The 21,664-nt window shown below is 41.7% G+C and carries 20 protein-coding genes; 9 read left to right on the top strand and 11 right to left on the bottom strand.

Annotated features, from left to right (window positions below; all coding sequences use genetic code 11):
- Positions 1-49: 49 nt before the first annotated feature.
- The 6 genes from IQ264_RS18710 to IQ264_RS18685 all read right to left on the bottom strand — a co-directional run bounded on the left by IQ264_RS18710 (position 50) and on the right by IQ264_RS18685 (position 4,355).
- A complete protein-coding gene (locus tag IQ264_RS18710) occupies positions 50-637 on the bottom strand; it encodes an anthranilate synthase component II (protein ID WP_193982320.1) in 588 nt (195 codons plus the stop codon).
- A gap of 122 nt (positions 638-759) precedes the next feature.
- The gene (locus IQ264_RS18705) at positions 760-1,290 is read right to left on the bottom strand and encodes a diacylglycerol kinase family protein (protein WP_193982319.1); all 531 of its coding nucleotides are present in this window, start codon (positions 1,288-1,290) and stop codon (positions 760-762) included.
- A gap of 102 nt (positions 1,291-1,392) precedes the next feature.
- Positions 1,393-1,884: an rRNA maturation RNase YbeY gene (gene ybeY / locus IQ264_RS18700; RefSeq protein WP_193982317.1), complete on the bottom strand. Its 492-nt coding sequence runs from the start codon at positions 1,882-1,884 to the stop codon at positions 1,393-1,395.
- A gap of 45 nt (positions 1,885-1,929) precedes the next feature.
- Positions 1,930-2,145, bottom strand: coding sequence for a DUF3285 domain-containing protein (locus tag IQ264_RS18695; protein ID WP_193982316.1), 216 nt, complete (start codon positions 2,143-2,145; stop codon positions 1,930-1,932).
- 217 nt (positions 2,146-2,362) lie between these two features.
- Positions 2,363-3,488, bottom strand: a protein-coding gene (gene prfB, locus IQ264_RS18690) for a peptide chain release factor 2 (RefSeq protein WP_193982315.1) whose coding sequence is annotated in 2 segments (ribosomal slippage) — positions 2,363-3,412 and positions 3,414-3,488 — 1,125 coding nt in all. Because the reading frame shifts where the segments join, the coding sequence is not laid out codon by codon here.
- 138 nt (positions 3,489-3,626) lie between these two features.
- The gene (locus IQ264_RS18685; protein ID WP_193982314.1) at positions 3,627-4,355 is read right to left on the bottom strand and encodes a Bax inhibitor-1 family protein; all 729 of its coding nucleotides are present in this window, start codon (positions 4,353-4,355) and stop codon (positions 3,627-3,629) included.
- A 333-nt stretch (positions 4,356-4,688) separates the two neighbouring features.
- Between IQ264_RS18685 and IQ264_RS18680 the strand changes: the two genes are divergently transcribed.
- Positions 4,689-5,474, top strand: coding sequence for an RNA polymerase sigma factor SigF (locus IQ264_RS18680; RefSeq protein WP_193982313.1), 786 nt, complete (start codon positions 4,689-4,691; stop codon positions 5,472-5,474).
- A 37-nt stretch (positions 5,475-5,511) separates the two neighbouring features.
- Here the strand turns inward: IQ264_RS18680 and IQ264_RS18675 are convergent, their stop codons facing one another.
- The 4 genes from IQ264_RS18675 to bchD all read right to left on the bottom strand — a co-directional run bounded on the left by IQ264_RS18675 (position 5,512) and on the right by bchD (position 10,440).
- Complete coding sequence (locus IQ264_RS18675) at positions 5,512-6,612, bottom strand: hypothetical protein (RefSeq protein ID WP_193982312.1); 1,101 nt, start codon at positions 6,610-6,612, stop codon at positions 5,512-5,514.
- Between the two features lie 41 nt (positions 6,613-6,653).
- Complete coding sequence (locus tag IQ264_RS18670) at positions 6,654-7,652, bottom strand: hypothetical protein (RefSeq protein WP_193982311.1); 999 nt, start codon at positions 7,650-7,652, stop codon at positions 6,654-6,656.
- A gap of 268 nt (positions 7,653-7,920) precedes the next feature.
- Positions 7,921-8,397: a GNAT family N-acetyltransferase gene (locus tag IQ264_RS18665; RefSeq protein WP_193982310.1), complete on the bottom strand. Its 477-nt coding sequence runs from the start codon at positions 8,395-8,397 to the stop codon at positions 7,921-7,923.
- Between the two features lie 66 nt (positions 8,398-8,463).
- A complete protein-coding gene (gene bchD, locus IQ264_RS18660; RefSeq protein WP_193982309.1) occupies positions 8,464-10,440 on the bottom strand; it encodes a magnesium chelatase ATPase subunit D in 1,977 nt (658 codons plus the stop codon).
- A gap of 222 nt (positions 10,441-10,662) precedes the next feature.
- Between bchD and IQ264_RS18655 the strand changes: the two genes are divergently transcribed.
- The 3 genes from IQ264_RS18655 to rnc all read left to right on the top strand — a co-directional run bounded on the left by IQ264_RS18655 (position 10,663) and on the right by rnc (position 14,005).
- A complete protein-coding gene (locus IQ264_RS18655) occupies positions 10,663-12,090 on the top strand; it encodes a sensor histidine kinase (protein WP_193982308.1) in 1,428 nt (475 codons plus the stop codon).
- 32 nt (positions 12,091-12,122) lie between these two features.
- Complete coding sequence (locus IQ264_RS18650; protein WP_193982307.1) at positions 12,123-12,707, top strand: Uma2 family endonuclease; 585 nt, start codon at positions 12,123-12,125, stop codon at positions 12,705-12,707.
- Positions 12,708-12,802: 95 nt separating this feature from the next.
- Entirely contained in the window at positions 12,803-14,005 is a 1,203-nt protein-coding gene (rnc, locus tag IQ264_RS18645; protein ID WP_193982306.1) for a ribonuclease III, read from the top strand.
- Positions 14,006-14,191: 186 nt separating this feature from the next.
- On the opposite strand, the gene IQ264_RS18640 is transcribed toward rnc, so the two are convergent.
- On the bottom strand, positions 14,192-14,926 hold the full coding sequence (locus tag IQ264_RS18640; protein ID WP_228061639.1) for an SIMPL domain-containing protein: 735 nt from the start codon (positions 14,924-14,926) through the stop codon (positions 14,192-14,194).
- 53 nt (positions 14,927-14,979) lie between these two features.
- Between IQ264_RS18640 and IQ264_RS18635 the strand changes: the two genes are divergently transcribed.
- The 5 genes from IQ264_RS18635 (at position 14,980) to murI (ending at position 21,362) form a co-directional block, all read left to right on the top strand.
- Positions 14,980-16,506 (top strand): cation:proton antiporter, encoded by a 1,527-nt coding sequence (locus IQ264_RS18635; protein WP_193982304.1) that lies wholly within the window; start codon positions 14,980-14,982, stop codon positions 16,504-16,506.
- A 229-nt stretch (positions 16,507-16,735) separates the two neighbouring features.
- Complete coding sequence (locus IQ264_RS18630; RefSeq protein ID WP_193982303.1) at positions 16,736-17,017, top strand: hypothetical protein; 282 nt, start codon at positions 16,736-16,738, stop codon at positions 17,015-17,017.
- A 12-nt stretch (positions 17,018-17,029) separates the two neighbouring features.
- Positions 17,030-18,169, top strand: a complete 1,140-nt coding sequence (locus IQ264_RS18625; RefSeq protein ID WP_193982302.1) for a glycosyltransferase family 4 protein — start codon at positions 17,030-17,032, stop codon at positions 18,167-18,169.
- A 491-nt stretch (positions 18,170-18,660) separates the two neighbouring features.
- Positions 18,661-20,448, top strand: coding sequence for an N-acetylmuramoyl-L-alanine amidase (locus tag IQ264_RS18620; RefSeq protein WP_193982301.1), 1,788 nt, complete (start codon positions 18,661-18,663; stop codon positions 20,446-20,448).
- Positions 20,449-20,528: 80 nt separating this feature from the next.
- Positions 20,529-21,362 carry a glutamate racemase gene (gene murI / locus IQ264_RS18615; protein ID WP_193982300.1) on the top strand — a complete coding sequence of 278 codons (834 nt, stop codon included), beginning with the start codon at positions 20,529-20,531 and terminating at the stop codon, positions 21,360-21,362.
- The last annotated feature ends 302 nt before the right edge of the window (positions 21,363-21,664 follow it).

Here is a 21,664-nt window from a genome sequence, read left to right as displayed (position 1 = left end):
CCCTTGCACCCCTGCACCCCTGCACCTCTGCCCCTCTGCCCCTCTGCTCCTAAAGGGATTTCAGGAAGTTTCGCAACAAATGCTTTCCAGAATTGGTGAGAATGCTTTCTGGGTGAAACTGGACTCCTTGAATATGGGGATAATCACGGTGGCGCACACCCATAATCGTGCCATCTTCTACCCAAGCGGTAATTTCCAAAACTTCTGGGCAAGATTCTTTCTCAATAACTAAACTGTGATAACGAGTAGCAGTCATCGGAGTTTCCACATCTTGGAAAAGTCCCACACCCTTGTGATGGACTGGCGAAGTCTTACCGTGCATTAACTCAGGCGCAGAAACGATTTTACCGCCAAACACCAGACCCATTGCCTGATGTCCCAAACAAACACCGAGAATTGGTAAACTTGCACCCAAATCCCGAATCAAATCAGGAGAAATTCCCGCATCTTCTGGTCTTCCTGGGCCTGGAGAAATTACCACTCCGTCTGGTTTGAGTTGGCGAATTTGCTCTAAAGTAATTTGGTCATTGCGGTAAACCTGAATATCAGCAGCTACAGGGAATTCAGAAGCTAATTCTCCCAAATACTGCACCAGATTGTAAGTAAAGCTATCGTAATTATCAATTACTAAAATCAAATTTTTATACTCCTTTAGCCAACCAATTTTCAATTTCCGACTTCCGATTTTAGATTGACCCGATCGCTATAGCTAGAGGTCAAGAAAACAGCGACAATTTTCAATTTCCCTACCTAAAATCGCTAATTAAAAATCGAAAACAGATTGGATTGCACCATTAGCGTAAACAGAGGCGGCAACAACAACGAACCAGCAACTAAAATAGATGCCAGAGCAGAAACTAGCACCGCACCCGCAGCACAATCTTTAGCAATCTTAGCTAATTCATGGTAAGTTTGCTTCACAGTTAAGTCAACTACCGACTCAATTGCGGTATTGATTAACTCCATTGCCAGAACTAGTCCGATCGTAATTCCAATCAGCGACATTTCCACTGGACTCAGATGAAGAAAAACGCCCAGTGAAATTGCGAAAATGCCGATCGCCACATGAATCCGAAAATTACGTTGGGTACCAAAACCGTATGTCAGTCCTGCCCAAGCATACTTAAAACTTACCAGTAAATTAGAGGCAACCTGCCAAGCCAGGTCACGCTTTGACTGTCCTACCTGTTCCGTTGAATTATTCTTTGATGGCGAAACATCACCCGACACGGAAGCGGAAGTAGTAGCTACGATATGGCGATTTGAGGACTTAGAATTTTTTGATGGCATCAGCTGTTGATTCAGTTTCATGTCTAGCACACACAGGGAAAAGAATAAATTAAAATCAACCCGTTCTACTGCCTGCACAGACATAAGAGATACTTATTTTGTCTAAATAGCAAGGCCAATAGTTTCCAGCAAGTTAGTCTGTTGATGCAGCATCCGCCTCAAACTCTCATCATCAGGATGATCCCATCCCAAAAGATGAAGTAAGCCATGAGCAGCTAACCAAGCTAACTCTATTTGCAACGAGTGATCTTGTTGTTTTGCCTGCCGTTGAGCAGTATCAACAGAAATTACAATATCACCAAGGTATAGCGGCAAACACTCTAGCATTTCATCTGACTGAGGAATATTAACTTCTAAAGCCGCAAATGCCAAAACATCTGTTGGCTTATCTTGCTGACGATACTGAGCATTGAGAGAGTGAATTTCCGCATCGTCAGTGAGGCGGAGGCTGAGTTCATAGCTTTTTGCTGAGGAATTGTTGGATTGCAAAGTTTCTAGCCAAGCGGAGAACCAGTTCTGCCAGGTTTCCTCATCAACTCCAGTTATTAGGGATGACTCCGAAAAATAATCCTGTACATTCAGTTCTACTTCCACGCCAAATCCTCCAATTCCGAATTCCCGACCAACTTTTTCTATTTGTCAACGAGTTAGATAAGAAAGACCAATTAGAAACCCTAACAAGCTAATAGTCGTCAGAAAAAAGTGTTTCACAGAAGTACCACGCTTACGTACCATGTTACGCATCGCTAGTTTCACATAACTTGGCTGCGCTTCGCCAGTAGTTCCTTCGGGTGGCGTGGTAGTTTCACTTGGGGAATTTTCCGGTGGTTGGGTGGGTGAAATTGGGTTACTCATACCGATTTTTAATTCTAGAGAAGATACCAGCTACCATTTTTCCTTTTCACTCTAACAAGTTTGATTAGTCTCTTCACAGTATAAAATTACTGATCCTCAGAAATTATTGAGGACAATCAACACGGAGGTGGGGAGATGGGGAGATGGGGAGATGGGGAGATGGGGAGAAATACTCTCCCTACCTCCCCACTTTCCCTGTTCAGGAGTTCCCTTGTGCTTACACTGAGTTACTTTCTACTAATTGATTTTCTTGGCGGAGATAGGCTTGGATAAAAGGATCGAGTTCGCCGTTCATGACATCCGTAATCGCAGTAGTTTCTACACTGGTACGGACATCCTTTACCATTTGATAGGGATGGAATACATAATTACGGATTTGGTTGCCCCAAGCAGCTTCTACTATGTCTCCGCGAATTTCGGCGATTTCTTTGGCGCGTTGTTCTTGGGCAATAACTAGTAACTTTGCTTTGAGTCTAGCTAAGGCTTTCTCCTTGTTTTGTAGCTGAGAGCGTTCTTCAGTACAGCGGACAGCAATACCTGTAGGGATATGCTTAATTTGCACCGCTGTTTCTACTTTGTTGACGTTTTGCCCACCTTTACCACCAGAACGAGAGGTAGTAATTTCTAAGTCTTTTTCTGGAATGTCCAATTCTACAGAGTGATCGAGAATTGGCATGATTTCCACTCCGGCAAAGCTGGTTTGTCTTTTCCCGTTAGCATTAAAGGGCGAAATTCTGACTAGACGATGGGTGCCTTTCTCGGCTTTTAAGTAACCATAAGCGTAACGCCCTTCGATTTCTAAGGTGGCAGATTTGATTCCTGCTTCATCGCCTTGGGAGATTTCTGCTAAATGCACTTTATAACCTTGAGTTTCTGCCCAACGGGTGTACATTCGCAGCAACATTTCTGCCCAGTCTTGCGCGTCTGTACCTCCAGCACCAGCATTAATTGTTAATACTGCGCCTTGATTATCGTAAGGGCCGGATAATAGCTGTTGTAATTCCCAACGTTCTAGTTCTCGGTTTAGGTTACTGAGGTTAGTTTGGGCTTCTGTTAATAATGCGGTATCGGCTTCTAACTCTAGCAATTCTACGATCGCTCTCGTATCTTCCAAGCTACTTTTCCAGTCATAAAATTGCTGTAGATGCGATTTAAAATCATTCAGTTCTTGCAGAGTTTGTTGAGCAGAGTCTTGATCGTTCCAAAATTCTGGTTGAGACGCTATCTGCTCTAAGTCTTGAATTTTAGCAGTCAGAGCAGGTATGTCAAAGATAGTCCTGGGTTTTACCCAGGCGATGAGATAAACTTTCGATTTCGCGTTTGATGTCTACTAGTTCGAGCATGGTGTTTTGTGTAGCGATCGACTACTTTTTATCTTAACTGTAAAAGGCTCTAAGGCAGAAAGGGGACTAGGGACTAGGGAGGGGTTAGGGGTTGGGGGTAGGGAAGACACCTGGAGCCCCTGGAGCCCCTCTGGTTAATTAATCACGACCATTGATAGCGATAATTAGCCGCAGAATGAAAATGAACAGGTTAATGTAGGTTAGGTACATTGACAGTGCAGCGGGTAAATACTGATCGTCGCGATAGCTACGGGGTAAAACGTAGAAGTCTACTACAGCACAACCGACAAACAGAAATACACCGATACCGGAAATAGCGATTTCTAGCCAACTAGGTGTGAACACACCAAATATGGCAAACAGGAATTGGGCAAGGCAAACTACAACTAAAGCAATGATGCCTAGTCTGACAGTTTTCGCCAAAGCCATGCCGTCAGGATCTGATAAATTTGAACCAATTTGACGGGCGGCAATAAAGGTAACGCCACAACCAAGGGCAGCAATTCCAATGCCTTGAATGCCGACATTTGGCGTTCTGAGCGCCACAAAAACTAATCCACTTAAAGTGTAGCCAGTTAGCAGGCTGTAGAGAGCCAGCAGGGGTAGTGCCACACTATTTTTGCCTTTTTCAGCAACGCCTTGGGCTACGAAAAAAAGAATTAGCTCCAGGATAACTGCGCCGATGAAAGTTGGGAAGAATAAGTTTGGGTAGGTATTGATCACCCCCAAACCGCCATAAGTACCTAATGCTGTTAAAACCAAACCACCGCCGACATAAGGGAGGGCGTTAGCGATCACATTAGGGCCTACAAGTGCTTGGCTTTTAGATTGGCGAATTGCTTCGCGGAAGTTGCTAGTGTTGCTCATTTTGCTTGTTTATGTGTCTTGATTAATCGACTATATTTGCGATTTAATTCCATTTTTACCCAGATTTTCCTTTATGAGCTAGGAGGGGCATCGCGGGTAGTTTAGCTTGGAACAAAAAAATTTGGGATTTTAGCGCATCTTTCGCGCTAATGCTTACGTATTTCTGCGGAATCGTTGGATTAATTCTGCAAATATTTCAGTGGAAGAACGATGGTGAATCTGAGTTGAACTAAAGACAATAAATTCAGATAGGGTTAATACTCGAATTCTTGCCCTACGAGATTTTGCCTAAGAACTGTACTTAAAGAAAGGGTTTCCCCGCAGAGGATTCTTATGACAGCAACTCAAATTGATCTTAGTTCTTATGGAATGGAACTCCTAATTTCCTACCACAATAATCCTTCAGTTGCCAAAAGAAATAAATTAGTCCAAATTCACGCTGGATTAGTGCGTAAGGTTGCCCATAGATTCACACATCAATGTGCTGAACCTTATGAAGATTTAGAACAAATTGGTTATATTGGTTTAATTAGGGCGATCGAACGTTTTAATCCTCATCAAGGATGTGCTTTTAGTTCTTTTGCCATTCCTTATATTCGCGGCGAAATGCTCCACTTTTTGCGTGATAAAAGCAGTGTGGTAAAAGTACCTAGACGTTGGCAAGAATTATATAGTGATGGGGAAAAAATTCAAAAGGAATTTGCGACTAAGTTTGGTCGATCGGCAAGTGATGCAGAAATAGCCAAAGCACTTGATATCTCTGTTCAAGAATGGCAAGAAAGCAAATTAGCTGCCCAAAATCGTCAGCCTTTGAGTTTAGATGCTACCGTTGGTAATCAAATTGATACTGTGGTTAGTTTAGGAGATACTTTAGCTGATTCTCGCTATCAAGCTTTCCAATATTTGGAAGAAGATCGTCAGCAATTGCAAGGTGCAATGAATCAATTAGAAGAAAAAACTAGAGCTGCTATTGAGTGCGTATTTCTCCGGGAATTACCCCGCAAAGAAGCAGCTAAAAAAATTGGCGTTAGCCCAATGACAGTAACCAGACATTTACAAAAAGGACTAGATCAATTAATTTCTATGTTATCTCCTCAAACTGCTGGTTTAGCAAGTTAATTAAGGCGGGTATTACCCCACCTTAATTTTAAAAAAGTTACTTATTATTAGTTTTGGTTTTGGCTTGTTCTAAAGCAATTTCTTTGACAGCTTGGAATGAGGAGATATTGGAAGAACCTTCGATCGCTTTCACCGCTAAATCTTGCACTTGTTTCAACGCCGAATCAAGCTGTTTCGCCAAATTATTAATCCGCGTTTCTTGGTTTTGAATTGTTTCCTCTAAAGATTGAATCCGCAATTCATAAACTCGCCTTTCTCCTTCTACTTCTTTAGCGCGTAAATCTGCTTTTACCTTAGTTTGATAAAGCCCCAAACCTCTACCGTTTTCTTTAGATTTTTTCACAGCAGCTTCCAATTCTTTAGGGAATGCCTCTACTTTAGTTTTGTATTCTTCAAATTGTTTTTCCCGTTCGGAAATGGTTTTTTCCCGTTCCGCCCAATGTTTTTCTTGAGTTTGCTGTAACTCTTCTAATTGGTTATACAAAGCTTTCTGCACTTGTTCGTACTCGTCAGTATTTAACTTGCGTTGCAATTCTAATTCGTATTTGTACTCGCTGGCATCCCGAAGCTTAGTTTTTGTTTGTGTCTCGTTGCGTTCTTTAATAGTTCGTTGTTGCTGTTCTTGTTCTTTTGTCCAAGCTTTTTTCCCTTCGAGAATTTCTTGCTCTAAAGTTTCTCGTCGTTGACTAAATTCTTCAGCAAATGCTTTGGCACTTTGTTGATATTGAGTAATTAATTCATCGAGAGTATCATCATCTATTTCCTCTAAATTATGTAATTCTTGTAATTCTTGAATTTCCGTTGTCACTAACTGCTGAATTTCTTGTAATTTAGCAGCTTCTAACGTAAGTTTTTCTGATAAGTCGCTGACAGCAGTACCAAAGGTTAATTGCAAATTAGCGAGACTGTCAATAGTCTGCTGTATTTTTTGTTTTCCGGCACCGTTTAATGTTGAATTCATAGTTCTTTTTTCTTCCACTGGCTTGACTTCAATTACCTGTTTACTTTCTGATAATTTTTGTTCTTTCGCTAATTGTGCCAGTTGGGATTCTACAGATTTTTTCTCCTCTAATAATTGATTGAAGGCTGTCAAAATTTCCGCTTTGGTATTTTTCTCGTTAGGTTTTCTTACTGTCATTATTCAACTCCAAAGAATTTGCCAATGTGAAGAGTTCCAATTTATTGAACTTTGGTTGTTTTGGCGGAAGAACTTTCAAAAGCTCTCATTGCTAAGTCTTGGGCTTGTTTCAATGCGTTTTGTAGTTGATTGGTAAGCTCAGTAATTTGTTCGGTTTGGCGTTGAATTTTTTGTTCCAAAGCGTGAATTTTTAATTCGTAAGATTGTTTGCTAGCTTCCCATTCTTTCTCAAATAAATCGGATTTGACTTTCGCTTCTTGGTTAACTTCAGAAATACCTTCTCCATAAGCTTTCTTAGTCGCTTCATCCATTTCTGCGGGAAAAGCTTCGACTTTTTTCCGGTATTCTTCAAACAATGTTTGATTGGTGGTTAAAATTCGTTCCCGTTCTGTCCAATCTTTCTCTTTTTCTTGGTTAGATTGTTGTAACTCTCGCTCTAATTTGCGGCGAAACTCTTCATATTCATCGGTTTTAATTTTGCGATCGCGCTCTAATTCATATTGATAATCTGCCTCTTGACGTTGCCGTTCTGCTGTTAATAATTCAGTTTGTTCTCTAATTGTTGTGGTAAATTCTTCTTGTTCCTTCTGCCAATTTTTACGAGTTTCAGTGATTTGTTTATCTAAAGTTTCTCGCTGATTTGTGGCATTTTCTTCGATCGATCTCAGTTTTTCTTGATGTTCTTGGTTTAAAATGTGCAACGCATCAGCTACCACTCGCACTTGCTGAAGTTCTTGTAAATGCTGATTTTCAATTACAATTGCTTTTTTGAGTTCGTCGAGTTTGGTAGTTTCTGCGGTTAATTTGCTGGAAAGCCCGGTAATAATGCTGCCAAATTCTAATTGTAGGTCTGCTAAACCTTTGACAATACTATCAACTGTATATGTAGAAGCGACTTCGATAGTTTTTTTGTTCTTTTCTTTCTCCGCTTCCTCTTCTTTGGTAGCTACTTTGGAATCAATCTTTTGCTTTTCTGCAAGGAGGCGTTGAAATGCTTCTAAAATTTTGGTTTTGCTGTCTTTTACGGCAACATTATTCATGCTGGTTCTCCTGATTTTAGGTTAACAAGCTGAGACTGGGCACTGCTTTAGATTAGAATGCCCATTTTTATTTGATTGGGAACACAAATACTGAACAGGGGATGAGCTTTTTTCCAGAGAATTGTCTAGCTCGACTGACTGTTGAATACATTATAGTACATTTGTTCTGTTTTGTCATCGGTATGTAAAAAAAATGTCACATACCGAGCTTAGAGGCGGCAGGGAGACTCAAAAGCTAGAAGCTTTGATGTATAGGGTGTGAAGGGAGCTAGAACTGTCGAGTTTCTTCAGGAACACTACGATATTGCAACACTTTTAGAGACATCACAGGAATTACCTTAGTTGCAAATTGAGTAATCCGAAATTTCTCTTTCAAAGGTGATGGAACTTCTCGCCAAGAAATGGAGACAAAATCAAACCGAGTATAAAATTGTTCCAACCAACTAGCACATTCTAAATACAGAGGTTGAGTTGATTGCTGGATTAAATGTTTAACTAAATAACTTCCCAAACCTTGTTTTTGCCAAGCAGGTAAAACTACCAAACTACTTAATTCTTGCGCCCCAGAAAAAGAACGTAATTGCCCACAAGCGACGATTTTACGATCGCATTCAATCACTGAAAATTGTTGCCAGCGTAACTGAGTCGGATCTAACTTGGCACTAAAAACCAACTTCCGAATCTCCCAGATATCACTAGCAGAAGCAGGACGAAGAACGCATTCTGGTGGCAAAACAAAACTCATCTTTCTTCTCTTCCTTCGCGTCCTTTGCGTCCTTTGCGGTTTAAAAATAAAATTGATTTTCGCAACCTAACGAGATTTTAGGTCTGCGATCGCACTTTTCGCCACCCCAGCAATTGCCTGATCCGTCGCCTTCGGTAAATGATAATACTTCCCACCAGCATTCTTTGCCAACTCCTTAGCAAAACCAGTCGAAATAAACTTATTTTCCGTATCAATTACCAAAAGCTGAATTCCCAAACCGCGAATTCTCGCCGCAATTTCCAACAATTCAGTTTTAATATCCGGTTTTTCCCCTTCCGCTATTGGTTCTCCCAAAGAACGTGCCAAAGGGATATTGCCACGTCCGTCAGTTATCGCTACAATAACAACCTGACCTATATCTCCCGACATCTGGGCATTTATTCCCACTCTTACTGCTTGAGTTAAACCATGCGCTAAGGGTGAACCACCGCCACAAGGCAAAAGTTCCAAGCGCCGCTTTGCTAAAGCAATGGAACGAGTTGGCGGTAACAGCACATCGGCGTGTTCTCCTCTAAACGGAATTAGCGCCACTTGGTCGCGGTTTTGGTAAGCTTCGGTCAGTAGCGACATTACCGCGCCCTTTGCTGATTGCATTCTATTTAATGCCATTGAACCAGAGGCATCTACTACAAAAACTACCAAAGATCCGGCTTTGCGGACTAGGCGTTTAGAACGAATGTCTCCCTGTTCAACAATTACTTTTCTGTCAGGTTGACGTTCGCGCCTTGCTTTTTGGTAGGGTGCAGCTGCGCGTAAGGTGGCATCTACTGCTATGCGGCGCACGCGACCTTTAGGTAACATAGGTTTAACGTAACGACCTCTGTCATCGGAAAAGATTTTGCTGCGAGTTCCTGACTTTCCGCGACGTTGCGCCATTTGTGCGAAGTAGAGCACAGTGGGATCGAGAATTATGCCTTCTGGATCGAAAAGGAATTCTTCAGGAACATTCATTTCCTGTTCTTGAGGTTCTTCGGGTTCTTCTTTTTCCTCTTCGTCTTCTTCTTGTTCTTCTTCAGATTGATCTTCTGGTGGTGGGGGTGGTGGAGGTGGTGGAGGTGGTTGTTGTTCTGGGGGTGTTTGGACGACTGTGGCGCGGGGAACGATGACTAATTCTACGGCGCGACGCAAGTCTTCCGAGTTGACGGCGTTTCGTCCGTCGAATGCTGCTGCTGCTTTGGCGACTCTAACGGCGAAGAGTTCGGCGCGATGTCCTTCTACTCCGGCGCGAATTGCTTCTTCTACTAAATAGGTAATTTGCTCTTTGCTGATGGTAACTTCTTTGAGCCATTCTCGCGCTAGAATGACTTGGGTTTTCAGGTTGTCGATGTCTTCGGTGTATTGGGTGAGGAATTGTTGGGGAGAACGAGAAAATTCTAATGCTTGTTCGACTGCTTGTACACGATCGTCTAATCCTAAAACCCCGTCTGCTGATAGAGTGATGGCAATGCGATCAAGCAAATGTTCCCGCAATGGCCCTTCTTCTGGATTATAAGTGGCAATAAATAAAGGTTGGCAAGGATGCTCGAAACTAATTCCTTCCCGTTCTATTACGTTGCGTCCTTCAGATAATACTGTTAAAAGTTGGTTGGAAATTTGGTCATCGAGGAGGTTAATTTCATCAACGTAGAGAACACCTCGGTTGGCGGAAGCAAGTAACCCTGGTTGAAAGACAGTATCTCCTTGTTTAACAGATTTTTCCACATCTACGGAGCCGAGTAATCTGTCTTCGGTAGTTCCCAAGGGAATTTGCACGAAAGGCGCAGGGATGATTTGGGTTTCTTGAGACTCTGTTATTGAAGGTGCTTCGTTACAGAAGGAACCTTTGATGACTTCAATTGGTGGTAAAAGGGAGTGTAAAGCACGCGCCATCACTGATTTAGCGGTTCCACGGCGACCTGCGATCGCTACACCTCCCAATCCAGGATCGACCGCTGCCAACAGCAATGCTAACTTGATTGCTTCTTGTCCGACAACAGCAGTTAAGGGAAAAGCAGTAATTTGGGGGAGAGTTGGCGCAGGCATTTTTTCCGACTTTGCACATCAAGATCTTTTAGCATAGCAGGAAATGAGAAGTTATTCCCTTGTAATCGTGGCGTTGGGGGGTTACTTTGGTGGCAACAACTAAATTTCAGTTGTTCCAGTCCAGACTCAACCTAAACATAGATCCAAACCTCCAACTTCAAGTCAATCAATTTTAGATTTTCCAGCAAAATCTAAAATCTAAAATCTAAAATCCAAAATCCAATGGCTAACACTCAAAATTTTGCGGGATGGCGGCGAGTTTTCTACGGACTCCGTACCCGGATCATTATGTGGTACGTGATTTTAATGACTTGCTCTACAACTTTAACTGTTTTTGCTGTGCGTCAGGTGCTTTCTGTCAGGATAGAAGAACGCAGCAAACAAATTTTGGTGCAAGAAGTCAAAGAGTTTCGGCAATTATTGGAAGGATATCGGGAATTTGGTTGTTGTGAAGTCGAGAGCTTATTTGATGATTTCCTATCGCGGAATATTCCCGTTGATGGTGAATTTATGGTGACTTTTGTTGACGGCAAATTTTACAAAGCTAGTCCTACAGCTTTACCGGGAACATTGGTGCGAGATAAAAAATTACTGAAACGTTGGTCTAGAGTAATTAGACCAGAAAGAGGTGAAAAAATCACTCCCAACGATAATATTAGATATTTTGTGCAACCAGTTAATATTGATGGGGAAAAGCCAGGGGTTTTTGTTGTCATGCACTCTACCGAGAGCGAGTGGCAAAAACTGAATGAAGTTACAGTTGTAATGGTGTTAGTAACATTAATGGTGTTAATTGTTGCTTCTGTGGTAATTTGGGCGGTAGGAGGAAGATTGTTAAGACCTTTGCGGTTATTAACCGCAACTGCACATTCAATTAGTGGTTCTAATGTAGGTGAAAGAATAGCGGTGCAAGGTTCAGATGATATTGCGGAATTAACTATTACTTTTAATGCTATGTTGGATAGATTGGAGGCGGCTTTTACTAGTCAGCGCAATTTCATTAATGATGCAGGTCATGAATTAAAAACGCCAATTACGATTATTCGCGGTCATTTAGAGTTGCTAGGGGACGATCCTGAAGAACAGAAAGAAACTTTGGCTATAGTTACCGATGAATTAGATAGAATGAGTCGGTTGGTTAATGATTTGTTGTTATTGGCAAAAGCGGAAAGACCAGATTTTTTAAATTTAGAAACTGTTGATGTGGAGGTGTTTACTGAGGAATTGTTGGCGAAGGCGAAAGCTTTAGGCGATCGCCATTGGCAAATCGAATCTCAAGCTTTTTGCTTAATTGTTGCCGATCGGCAAAGACTGACTCAAGCCATGATGAATTTAGCTCAGAATGCTGTTCAACATACTAAACGAGAAGATGCAATTTTTTTAGGTTCAGGAGTTAGAAATAACCAGGTTTTTTTCTGGGTGCGTGATACTGGTGAAGGCATTCCACCATCAGAACAAAAGCGGATTTTTGAAAGGTTTGCACGGGTGGCGAATAGTCGCAGACGATCGGAAGGTTACGGTTTGGGTTTGGCAATTGTTAAGGCAATTGTCGAAGCCCATGAAGGAAGAGTAGAATTAAATAGTGAATTGGGTAAAGGTGCAACTTTTATGTTGATTTTACCGTTAGAATTTAGCAGTAATGTCAAATAAAAATAGTAATTGACTAAACAAGGAAAAATTTTATGAATATTACTCAAGCTAAACGCTTCACTTTAGAAGAATACCACAAACTCACAGAAATTGGCTTCTTCCACGAAGACGATCGCATAGAATTAATCAGAGGAGAAATTATCCAAATGGCGGCAAAAGGTACAGCTCACGAAACTTGTTTGAGAAATTTATTGCGTGAACTACCAAGACTGGTAGGAGATAGAGGAACTTTGCAATGTCAGGCTCCGATTATTTTATCCAATAATAGTGAACCAGAACCAGATTTTGCAATCCTCCAAAACCGAGATGATAATTATTTATCTGCTCACCCTGCACCAAATGATGTGTTATTGGTAATGGAAATTTCCGATTCTACTTTGAATTACGATCGAGAAGTTAAGTTATCCCTCTATGCTGAAGCGGGTATTTCCGATTATTGGATTTTTAATTTATTTGATAATCAGTTAGAAGCTCACAGTGAACCTTTTCAAAATAGTCAAGGAAATTTTGGTTATCAGAATCGGCGGATTGTTTTACCAAATCAAGTGATAGTGTTACCTTCTTTTCCTGATTTATATTTGGATTTAAGTAGGGTGTTTCCGCCAAAACAGAAGTAGGAAATAGAAGGCTTAAATTTATCGTTAATTCTACTGAGGAACCCTAGCTTATGAGAATGACATAATAGACTTAAGTAAAACTTAAGTTTATCTCAATGGCTATCAGCAATCACGACAGAATTGGCAAAGCTCTCAATATTTTATCTCAGGGGTTGTATCCTTATGTGGAACGTCAAATGCGGACAGTTCATGGCGATTGGATAAAAGTTGCAATATCCAACTTACCAGAGCATCAAACCTCAAAACGGGAGGTAGCAGATATTCTGCGCGAGGATGTTGCTGCGGTATTAATAATTATGTCAAAGCAGTGGGAAAGCGTCTTTAAAAAAAAGCTGGGTCATGCAGAACGCTCTTTGGTAGGAGAACTGATTGAAGTCCGTAATAAATGGGCGCATCAAACTCGCTTTTCCACAGATGATACTTATCGTGCCCTTGACAGTATAACCCGACTCCTCAAAGCTGTTTCTGCACCTCAAATAAATACTGTAGAAAAACAGAAACAAGAAGTTTTGAGAATTTTATCTCAAGAACAAACTCGCCAAGAAACTCGGAGTTTTTCTGCTGAAGAAACCAGGATTAGAGAAAAATTGGCAGAACTTCTTGAAAAACTACCTTTCCAGAATGCTTGTCTGTTAAATCTTGCTCTCACCCACCGTTCATATCTTTACGAAAACCCCAGAACAGCAAGGGATGATAACGAACGACTGGAATTTCTGGGGGACGCTGTACTAAATTTTATATGCACTGATTTTCTTTATAATCTTGATTCAGAAATTAATGAAGGTGATCTCACCCGTCTGCGTTCCAAGTTAGTTGATGAGGAACAGTTAGCAAAATTTGCCAAAAGTTTGGATTTAGGGAAATGGATGCACTTAGGTAGGGGTGCTATTGCAGATAGAGGACATACAAATTCTTTATTATTAAGTAACACTTTTGAAGCAGTTGTTGGCGGATACTTTCTAGATTCTGGGATTGAGGCAGTTCGAGCTTTTTTGGAACCACTGTTTACTTATGCTATTGAAGAACTAGAGAATTTTCAATCTGACACAAACTCATCTCTTCTTCTAGACCCTAAAAATAAGTTTCAGCAGTGGGTACAGTTAAACACTGGCACAACTTTACTACCTAAATATGTTACGGTGCAAGCTGGTGGAGAGTCTCATGCTCCAGAGTTCCTTGCTAAAGTTTATGTAGGAGAAGAAAAGTATGGAGAAGGCAAGGGACGCAGCAAAAAAGATGCCGAAAAGTCTGCTGCTGAAGATGCCTTAGTGAAGCTGAAAAAACGAGGAATGATCTAAAATTTGATTCTCTCTTTTGTTTCACTAAAAAATTAGCCCAGCTTCCTCCCCTGCCTTTCTAATACCGAATTTGCAGCGTTACAGTAAATTTGTGGCTTTGTAGGGTGCGTCAGACTGTAAAATTTGGGCAAGTCACAGGAATTTTTAGTTCTGACACACCCTACGGATGATAACTAGCTACTTGCCTTAATAACGTATTTGCAGTGTCACAGATGCTTCGACTTGCTGTTCTCCACCGATTACAGGAATAGAAAAGCGATTTTCTACCTTATCAGTTCGTGGTGCAGCAGCAAGTGGTATTGGAGGTGGGGGTGGTGCAGCAGCACCATTAACTTGAATGTTGACTACTTCCTGTGGTTTTAAATTTAAAGTAGCTAAAACGGCACCAGCTTGTCTTTGAGCATCTAGAGTAGCTTCTTGTAATGCTTGTTCTTGGGCTTTGGCTATAGCACTATCCGCCGCCACAAAACTAATCCCATCAATTCTAGTCGCTCCCGCTTTCACCGCTTCATCCAATAAATTACCTACGCGCTGGGTATCGATGCGAAAACTCACGGTATTAACTGCGATGTACCCGATCAAACGTTGTACATTATTTTCGTAAGAGTAGTTTGGATTCAAGCGAATGCCAGTAGTTTGGAGTTTTTCGACATTGCGCGATCGCAACAACTCTACCACCGCCGACGAACGACGCGCCACCTCCTGTTGCACCTCCTGAGCAGTTTTTCCCTGCGCCTCCACACCCAAACTGACTTGAGCAATAGTAGCAGGGATTGATTCCACACCCCGACCAGTCACCGTCACAGTCCTGATTAACTGAGTCGGAATCTGTCTTTGCTCTTGAGCCACAACTGCACCACCGAGAAATACACTCAGCAGTCCCACTCCTAAAACTATCAACCTTCTTTTGGGCCAACTCATATATTCGCGCAACATAGAATACATTAATAAAAAAACAATACTCTGTTAAACCAATGACTGACGTATTTGCCTGGTCGAATTTCTTGACAGCTTTGTTCCCGAAACTGTCTTTGGGAATAAGTCTCCCTGCTTGGGGACAAACTGCACCCATACTGGCAGCCACCCACGAACTAGATGCAGATAGTGCAGCACTGGTGTTGCCAGGAGTATTACTGAGTCTAGTAGTAGTTTACATAGCCAGTAAAATTGGCGGGGAATTGTCTAACCAACTAGGCTTTCCGCCAGTTTTAGGCGAACTGGTAACTGGTGTAATTGTTGGCGTATCTGCCCTACATTTACTAGTGTTTCCAGAAAGCGGTGCCCAAAGCTCTGATTCATTGATTATTCAACTGTTACAAACAACTGCTGGACTAAACCCACAATCAGCAGAAGCAGTATTTAATGCTCAAAGCGAAGTAATTTCTGTGTTATCAGAACTAGGAGTCATTATACTGCTGTTTGAAATTGGCTTAGAGTCAAACATTAGACATTTGATGGCAGTTGGTTATCAAGCTACCATTGTTGCTTGTGTCGGGGTAGCCGTACCCTTTGCTGCTGGCACAGCTGGATTAATGCTATTGTTTGGTGTACCAGCAATTCCCGCGATTTTTGCAGGTGCGGCTCTCACAGCTACTAGTATTGGGATTACCTCGAAAGTTCTCTCGGAAATTGGACGTTTAAGCACCAAAGAAGGTCAAATTATTCTGGGTGCTGCTGTTATCGACGATGTTCTCGGTATCATCGTTTTGGCTGTTGTCGCTAGCTTGGCAAAAACTGGCGAGATAGACGTAATGAACGTTATCTATCTGATTGTCAGCGCAACAGTGTTCTTACTTGGCTCAATCTTATTGGGTAGTTTCTTTCACAATACCTTTATCAAAGTAGCGAATTCCCTCAAAACTAGAGGTGGATTGCTAATTCCGGCATTAGTGTTTGCCTTTGTCATGTCTTACTTAGGTGCAGTGATTCACCTAGAAGCGATTTTAGGTGCGTTCGCTGCTGGTTTAGTTCTAGATGAAAGTGATGAAACTCTAGAATTACAAAAATTGGTGTTGCCCATTTCGGATATGTTGGTACCAGTTTTCTTTGTCTGTGTGGGTGCTAAAACTGATATCGGCGTACTCAATCCCGCCGTTCCCACAAATCGGGAAGGTTTGATCATGGCTGTTTTTCTAATTGTGGTAGCGATCGTCGGTAAGATTGTCACTGGTGCTACAGTGTTTGGTCAAGATAAGATTAATCGTTTAGCGATCGGTGTGGGCATGATTCCTAGAGGTGAAGTAGGATTAGTATTTGCTGGTATTGGTTCAGCAAGTGGCGCTTTATCTAAACCTTTAGAAGCTGCGATCATCATGATGGTAATTATTACCACCTTCATTGCTCCTCCCCTGTTGAGAATCGTATTCAAAGACGAACCTGCACTTGTTCCAGAATCAGGTTCACCAAGTTTAAATGGTGATAATGAGTCACCCTTTATCGTGGAATCAGAAATGGTTAAACAGAGCTTATCTCAAAATTCATCGACAGAAAAACCGGAATAAGCCAGTAATTAAACCAAAGAATAACCCAAGAGATTGCACTAGCAACTTAAATGAATAGCATTAGGGAAAAGGCAAAAGTAAGATTTATTCACCTTTTCCCTTTTTTGTCTAAAAGCAGAAGAAAGTTTTGAGTTAATGAACTTCCCCTAGTGGGACTTAGACAAAAAAGAAGAAAGAAAGGGAGTATAATAGTTGTGCAGCATAGCTTTTACGTCATAGAGTGGTGTGGATGAAAGAAACAACTCCCACTTTCTTTATCTATTATTTAATCAAATTTCAGAACACGATTCGGCAAACTGAAACGGTTTTTCTCGTGTTAACGGGAGTTTTTCTCGGAGGCTCTGTTTTCTTTGATTTTATTGAGACAATCATTTATCCAGACGATAAACATATAGACCCTTACTTTCTTTTATTAGAAGAGGGTAATAAATTGATGGGAATTGCCAGTTGGTGTGCTTATGTAGTCACAACTTGTTTTCAAAAAATTACTGACCACAAATATAAAATATAAAGGTGTAAAAAGATGAAAATTGCTTACGTTTCTAGCTACGATGCCAGGAATATCAGAAGTTGGTCGGGAATACCCTACCATATGTCTAAATTTCTAGATTCAGAAGCAACTCAGGTTGAATATATTTGCCCTTTACAAATTGATATCTTGTCGAAATTAAACTTGATATCGAAAAAAGTGTTTTACAAATATATTCGACATCAACACTATCTTCGAGATTGGAATGTACCTACGTTAAAAAACTACGCCAAGCAAATTTCAAATAAGTTATCATCCTCCAAGTCAGATATAGTGATAAGTCCAGTAACATACACACTGGCTTATCTAGAATGCCAGCAACCAATGGCTTTTTGGGCAGATGCTACTTTTGCCGGATTAATTAACTACTATCCTTGGCATAGTAATTTATGTAAAGAAAGTATCAACTTGGGTATCTTTTTAGAGCAAAGAGTTTTAGATAAATGCAAAGTAGCTATTTACTCATCCGAATGGGCTGCTAATACTGCGAAAAAGAACTACAAAGTTAACCCAGAGAAAATCAAAGTTGTTCCTTACGGAGGAAATTTTGAATGCAATAACACTTTAGAAGATATCAAGTCAATGGTCAGCTCAAGATCCCAAAAATCATGCAAGTTGTTATTTCTGGGAGTAAACTGGGAACGCAAGGGGGGAGATATTGCTTTTGCAGTTGCCAAAGCCTTGAATGAAGCTGGCTTGAAAACCGAGTTAACAATTGTTGGGTGTGAACCAGTATTAGAACAGCCTTATCCCGATTTTGTTAAACCTTTAGGCTTTATCAGTAAGTCTACAGAATCCGGGAAAAAACAAATTAAGCAATTACTAAGTGACTCGCATTTTTTGATTTTACCTTCCAGAGCAGATTGTACTCCTATTGTGTTATGTGAAGCGAATTTTTTTGGTGTTCCTTGTCTCACTAGCGTTACCGGAGGAATATCAACAATTATTAAAGATGATGTTAATGGTAAAACATTTAATGAGGAATTTGTTACTGAATGCTGCAACTATGTCTTGTCGCTTTTTTCTAACTATTCTCAATACCAAAATCTGGCTCTTTCTTCCTTTAATGAGTATCAAAATCGGTTAAACTGGTCAGTTGCTACAGCAACGGTTAAGAAAATTCTCCAGGAGTAAAAATTGAGGCAAATGAAGATAGCTGCTCACAAAAGATTTGTTAAGCTCTTTTGCTTACGATACAATTGAGCGGGTTAAAACTTTAAGTCCCGCTAGTCTCCCCTGCTCCCTTGCCCTCCTCTGAGTTGATTCTGGTTAGCCCATTAGTGTAAGCTCTCCAATCTGATGGTGTTTTTTGAAAGCTGGTACTAGTGCAAGAAAGCAGAAGGCTCCAGGGCTCCAAGGCAGAAGGGTTTGATCAGCTTTTATGTTCAGCTTTCTAGCTGTTTTCAGCTGCTCAATCATTTCTGCCGCGCTGCACTAGTTGGCAAGAGAGAATATATGGTGCTGTTGGGTATGGTAATCCAAATTAGGCGGTGTACTGAAATAACCATAAGCATTAATTCGATCGAGAGTGCCAACGACAGTTTTTCTTTCTCATCATCGTTCGCTCCTCACCAGCTCACGAAAAGTTCTGCTGCTGGGCTATGTAAATCATGGAGAAATAAACCGTGAAATTTCACTGGATACTACCCAGTACTTTTTTAAGCCTACTTTTACTTTCATCTCCAGCGATCGCAGCTAAACTGCAATCATGGCGTTTCGATCCGCAACGCAATCTGTTGGTTTTCACCACAGATGGTGACGTTCAACCCAAAGCACAATTATTGTTTAATCCCACTCGCTTGGTGATTGATTTGCCCGGTACTAGCCTACCTCGTACTATTAATCGTCAAGTCGGCGGTTTAATCCGTTCTGTACGAATTGGACAGCTTGATTCTCAGACCACTCGTTTAGTGATTGAATTGGTTGATGGGTATACTCTCGACCCCCAACAAGTACAATTTCGCGGAGTTTCCCCTAGACAATGGGTAGTTCAACTACCAACTCCGACCCGAACCGAAGGGCAACAGAATGTAGCTACTGAAGGACAAAGTTCTGGCACTAGTCTCACTTTACCAACCCCGGAAGCCCCACCACCACCTCCTGTAACTGCTACGGCTCCTGTGGTGCCAACAATCACGCAAATTCGATATCTACAGGTAACACCTGATGGTTTGTTCCTGCGGACAAATGGTGGCAATCCAGAGATTAAAGTTGACCGGAGCAGAGAGCGCATTAATATTGAATTGGAAGGCGCTATTCTCTCACCTCAACTCTTGAATCGGGAGTTTTCGGTGAACCGTAACGGTGTCAACACTATTCAACTTAATCAGGTTAACAATAATCCGCCTGTAGTTCGTTTGACTCTGAAGGTAGGGGCAGACAGTCCAGACTGGGGTGCTAGTGTTAGTAGTTTGGGTGGGATTGTTTTGCTACCTGGGGCGGGACAACAGACTACTGCTCAAAGATGGGGTAGCCAAACGGCGAATATTCAGTCTATAGAACTTAGTGGCAATCAGTTGTTAATTCGATCGGATCGAGCACTGACATACACTAGTGGTTGGGACAGGTTAAGTGGTGCTTATCGGATTACGTTGAATTCTTCGGAGTTGGTGGACCGATTCCAAGAGCCGAGACTTGACAGGGATGCGCCAATATCACGCTTGCGTATCCGCGAAGACGATGGTAGGGTGATTATCCTCGTGTTACCTGCTTCTGGGATTCAAGTTGGGGAAATTAGTCAGGCTAGCCCCCAACTTCTGGCTTTACCTTTTTATAGTGCCAGAGCCGGACAGGTTCCTGGTAGTCAATATCCGCCTGTAAGTCAAGGGGCTACAGATTATCCTTATCAACAGTTACCCACACGCCGCCCAAACGCTCGTGCTTTGGTGGTAATCGACCCTGGACATGGGGGAAAAGACCCAGGTGCGATCGGAATTGGTGGTTTAAGAGAAGTAGATGTAATCTTGCCAATCTCGCTCGAAGTAGCTAGATTATTGGAACAACAGGGTGTTCAGGTAGTTCTGACTCGCAATTCTGATTATTTTGTGGAGTTGTCAGGTCGAACGGCGATCGCTAATCGAGTCAATGCGGATCTATTTGTGAGCATTCACGCTAATTCCATACAAACCCGCCCAGATGTCAGTGGTTTGGAAACTTACTATTTCAGTAGCGGTCTGACTCTAGCTCGATATATTCACAATAGCATTATCCAAAGTTTAAATATTCCCGATCGCGGGGTGCGACGTGCTAGATTCTACGTCCTACGCAACAGCTCCATGCCCTCTGTATTAGTGGAAACTGGTTTTGTCACTGGATATGATGATTCTGCTAGGTTGGCAACTCCTGCTTACCAAAATCAAATGGCAGCAGCTATAGCCCGTGGCATTCTTCAGTACCTTCAATATTACAGATAGCCATTCGATTTTAGATTGTTTGACTCTTAACAATCTAAAATCTACAATTCAAAATCAATTTACAAAGGACTTGTATATCAATGACCTCTCAAAGAATCGGGATTTTTGACAGTGGTGTGGGTGGTCTTACTGTTCTCAGAGAACTTTATCGTCAATTACCATCTGAATCTATCCTGTATTTTGGAGATACGGCTAGATTACCTTATGGCAATCGTCGGATGAGCGAAATTTTAACCTTTGTTCGGGAAATTCTCACCTGGATGCAGCAACAGTCCGTCAAAATGGTGATTATGGCCTGTAATACCAGCTCGGCTTTAGCATTGGAAACTGTAAGATCAGAATTCAATTTCCCGATTTTAGGAGTGATTTTGCCGGGAGCTAGAGCAGCGGTACAACAAGGAAGAAGAGTTGGTGTAATTGCTACCCCCGCTACTGCTGCTAGCAATGCCTACCGTCGCGCCATACATGAGATTGACTCCACAGTTCAAGTCTGGCAAGTTGGCTGTCCCGCTTTTGTACCGTTGATTGAACAAAACCGGATTCATACCCAAGATACTTACCAAGTAGCCAAGGAATATTTAGCTCCCTTGCTGGAACAACAAATTGATACTCTGATATATGGCTGTACTCACTATCCCCATTTAGCACCAGTGCTAAAATCTATCTTGCCTCGGACAGTACGTACAGTCGATCCAGCAGTATATGTGGTGAGAGCAGCTGCTCAAGAATTAGATTTACTGGGGCTAAAAAACACTAGTCCACCGCAGCCGACACGCTTCTGTGTGAGTGGCGATCCACATCATTTCGCTCAATTGTCGGTGCAGTGGCTAGGTTGTACCCCTATTGTGGAGCAGATATGGTTGCCAGCTGTCTCTTTACAGCCAGCCAGGATAGAATCTCTCGAAAGAGAGTAGTTAATAGTCAAAAGTATTCTTTAGAGCTTGGACTTAACCTTGGGGTCTTCTCCAAGCTCTAGACCGTTGGGCGATCATCAGGAGGAGATAAATCGCTAACAAGTAACCTGTGGCTAAAAAGGGAATCATCAGAGGCATATCGCGGTAAACCATAATTAATTTACTAGTAGGTAGAGCAAAGGGATTAATTTGATAGTTATAGAAAATTCCAGCTTGCTAGTACTTACGGGAATAGCACTGGAAAGCTGTCAGCAAAACAGGTCACGCAACGGCATTAGTCCCGCTTAGTGTGTTTGTTTGCT

Origin of the sequence: [Phormidium] sp. LEGE 05292 (genome assembly GCF_015207735.1) — a bacterium.
In the GTDB taxonomy this organism is placed as follows: domain Bacteria; phylum Cyanobacteriota; class Cyanobacteriia; order Cyanobacteriales; family Aerosakkonemataceae; genus Floridanema.
The sequence above is the reverse complement of the archived record's forward strand: the minus strand, read 5'-3'. Positions and strand labels throughout refer to the sequence as shown.

Excerpts from the sequence above, each read along its gene's own strand:
- IQ264_RS18705 (WP_193982319.1), bottom strand. The coding sequence starts at position 1,290 with ATGCCATCAAAAAATTCTAAGTCCTCAAATCGCCATATCGTAGCTACT.
- IQ264_RS18695 (WP_193982316.1), bottom strand. The coding sequence starts at position 2,145 with ATGAGTAACCCAATTTCACCCACCCAACCACCGGAAAATTCCCCAAGT.
- IQ264_RS18685 (WP_193982314.1), bottom strand. The coding sequence starts at position 4,355 with ATGAGCAACACTAGCAACTTCCGCGAAGCAATTCGCCAATCTAAAAGC.
- IQ264_RS18680 (WP_193982313.1), top strand. The coding sequence starts at position 4,689 with ATGACAGCAACTCAAATTGATCTTAGTTCTTATGGAATGGAACTCCTA.
- IQ264_RS18675 (WP_193982312.1), bottom strand. The coding sequence starts at position 6,612 with ATGACAGTAAGAAAACCTAACGAGAAAAATACCAAAGCGGAAATTTTG.
- IQ264_RS18670 (WP_193982311.1), bottom strand. The coding sequence starts at position 7,652 with ATGAATAATGTTGCCGTAAAAGACAGCAAAACCAAAATTTTAGAAGCA.
- IQ264_RS18665 (WP_193982310.1), bottom strand. The coding sequence starts at position 8,397 with ATGAGTTTTGTTTTGCCACCAGAATGCGTTCTTCGTCCTGCTTCTGCT.
- bchD (WP_193982309.1), bottom strand. The coding sequence starts at position 10,440 with ATGCCTGCGCCAACTCTCCCCCAAATTACTGCTTTTCCCTTAACTGCT.
- IQ264_RS18655 (WP_193982308.1), top strand. The coding sequence starts at position 10,663 with ATGGCTAACACTCAAAATTTTGCGGGATGGCGGCGAGTTTTCTACGGA.
- IQ264_RS18650 (WP_193982307.1), top strand. The coding sequence starts at position 12,123 with ATGAATATTACTCAAGCTAAACGCTTCACTTTAGAAGAATACCACAAA.
- rnc (WP_193982306.1), top strand. The coding sequence starts at position 12,803 with ATGGCTATCAGCAATCACGACAGAATTGGCAAAGCTCTCAATATTTTA.
- IQ264_RS18640 (WP_228061639.1), bottom strand. The coding sequence starts at position 14,926 with ATGAGTTGGCCCAAAAGAAGGTTGATAGTTTTAGGAGTGGGACTGCTG.
- IQ264_RS18635 (WP_193982304.1), top strand. The coding sequence starts at position 14,980 with ATGACTGACGTATTTGCCTGGTCGAATTTCTTGACAGCTTTGTTCCCG.
- IQ264_RS18630 (WP_193982303.1), top strand. The coding sequence starts at position 16,736 with ATGAAAGAAACAACTCCCACTTTCTTTATCTATTATTTAATCAAATTT.
- IQ264_RS18625 (WP_193982302.1), top strand. The coding sequence starts at position 17,030 with ATGAAAATTGCTTACGTTTCTAGCTACGATGCCAGGAATATCAGAAGT.
- murI (WP_193982300.1), top strand. The coding sequence starts at position 20,529 with ATGACCTCTCAAAGAATCGGGATTTTTGACAGTGGTGTGGGTGGTCTT.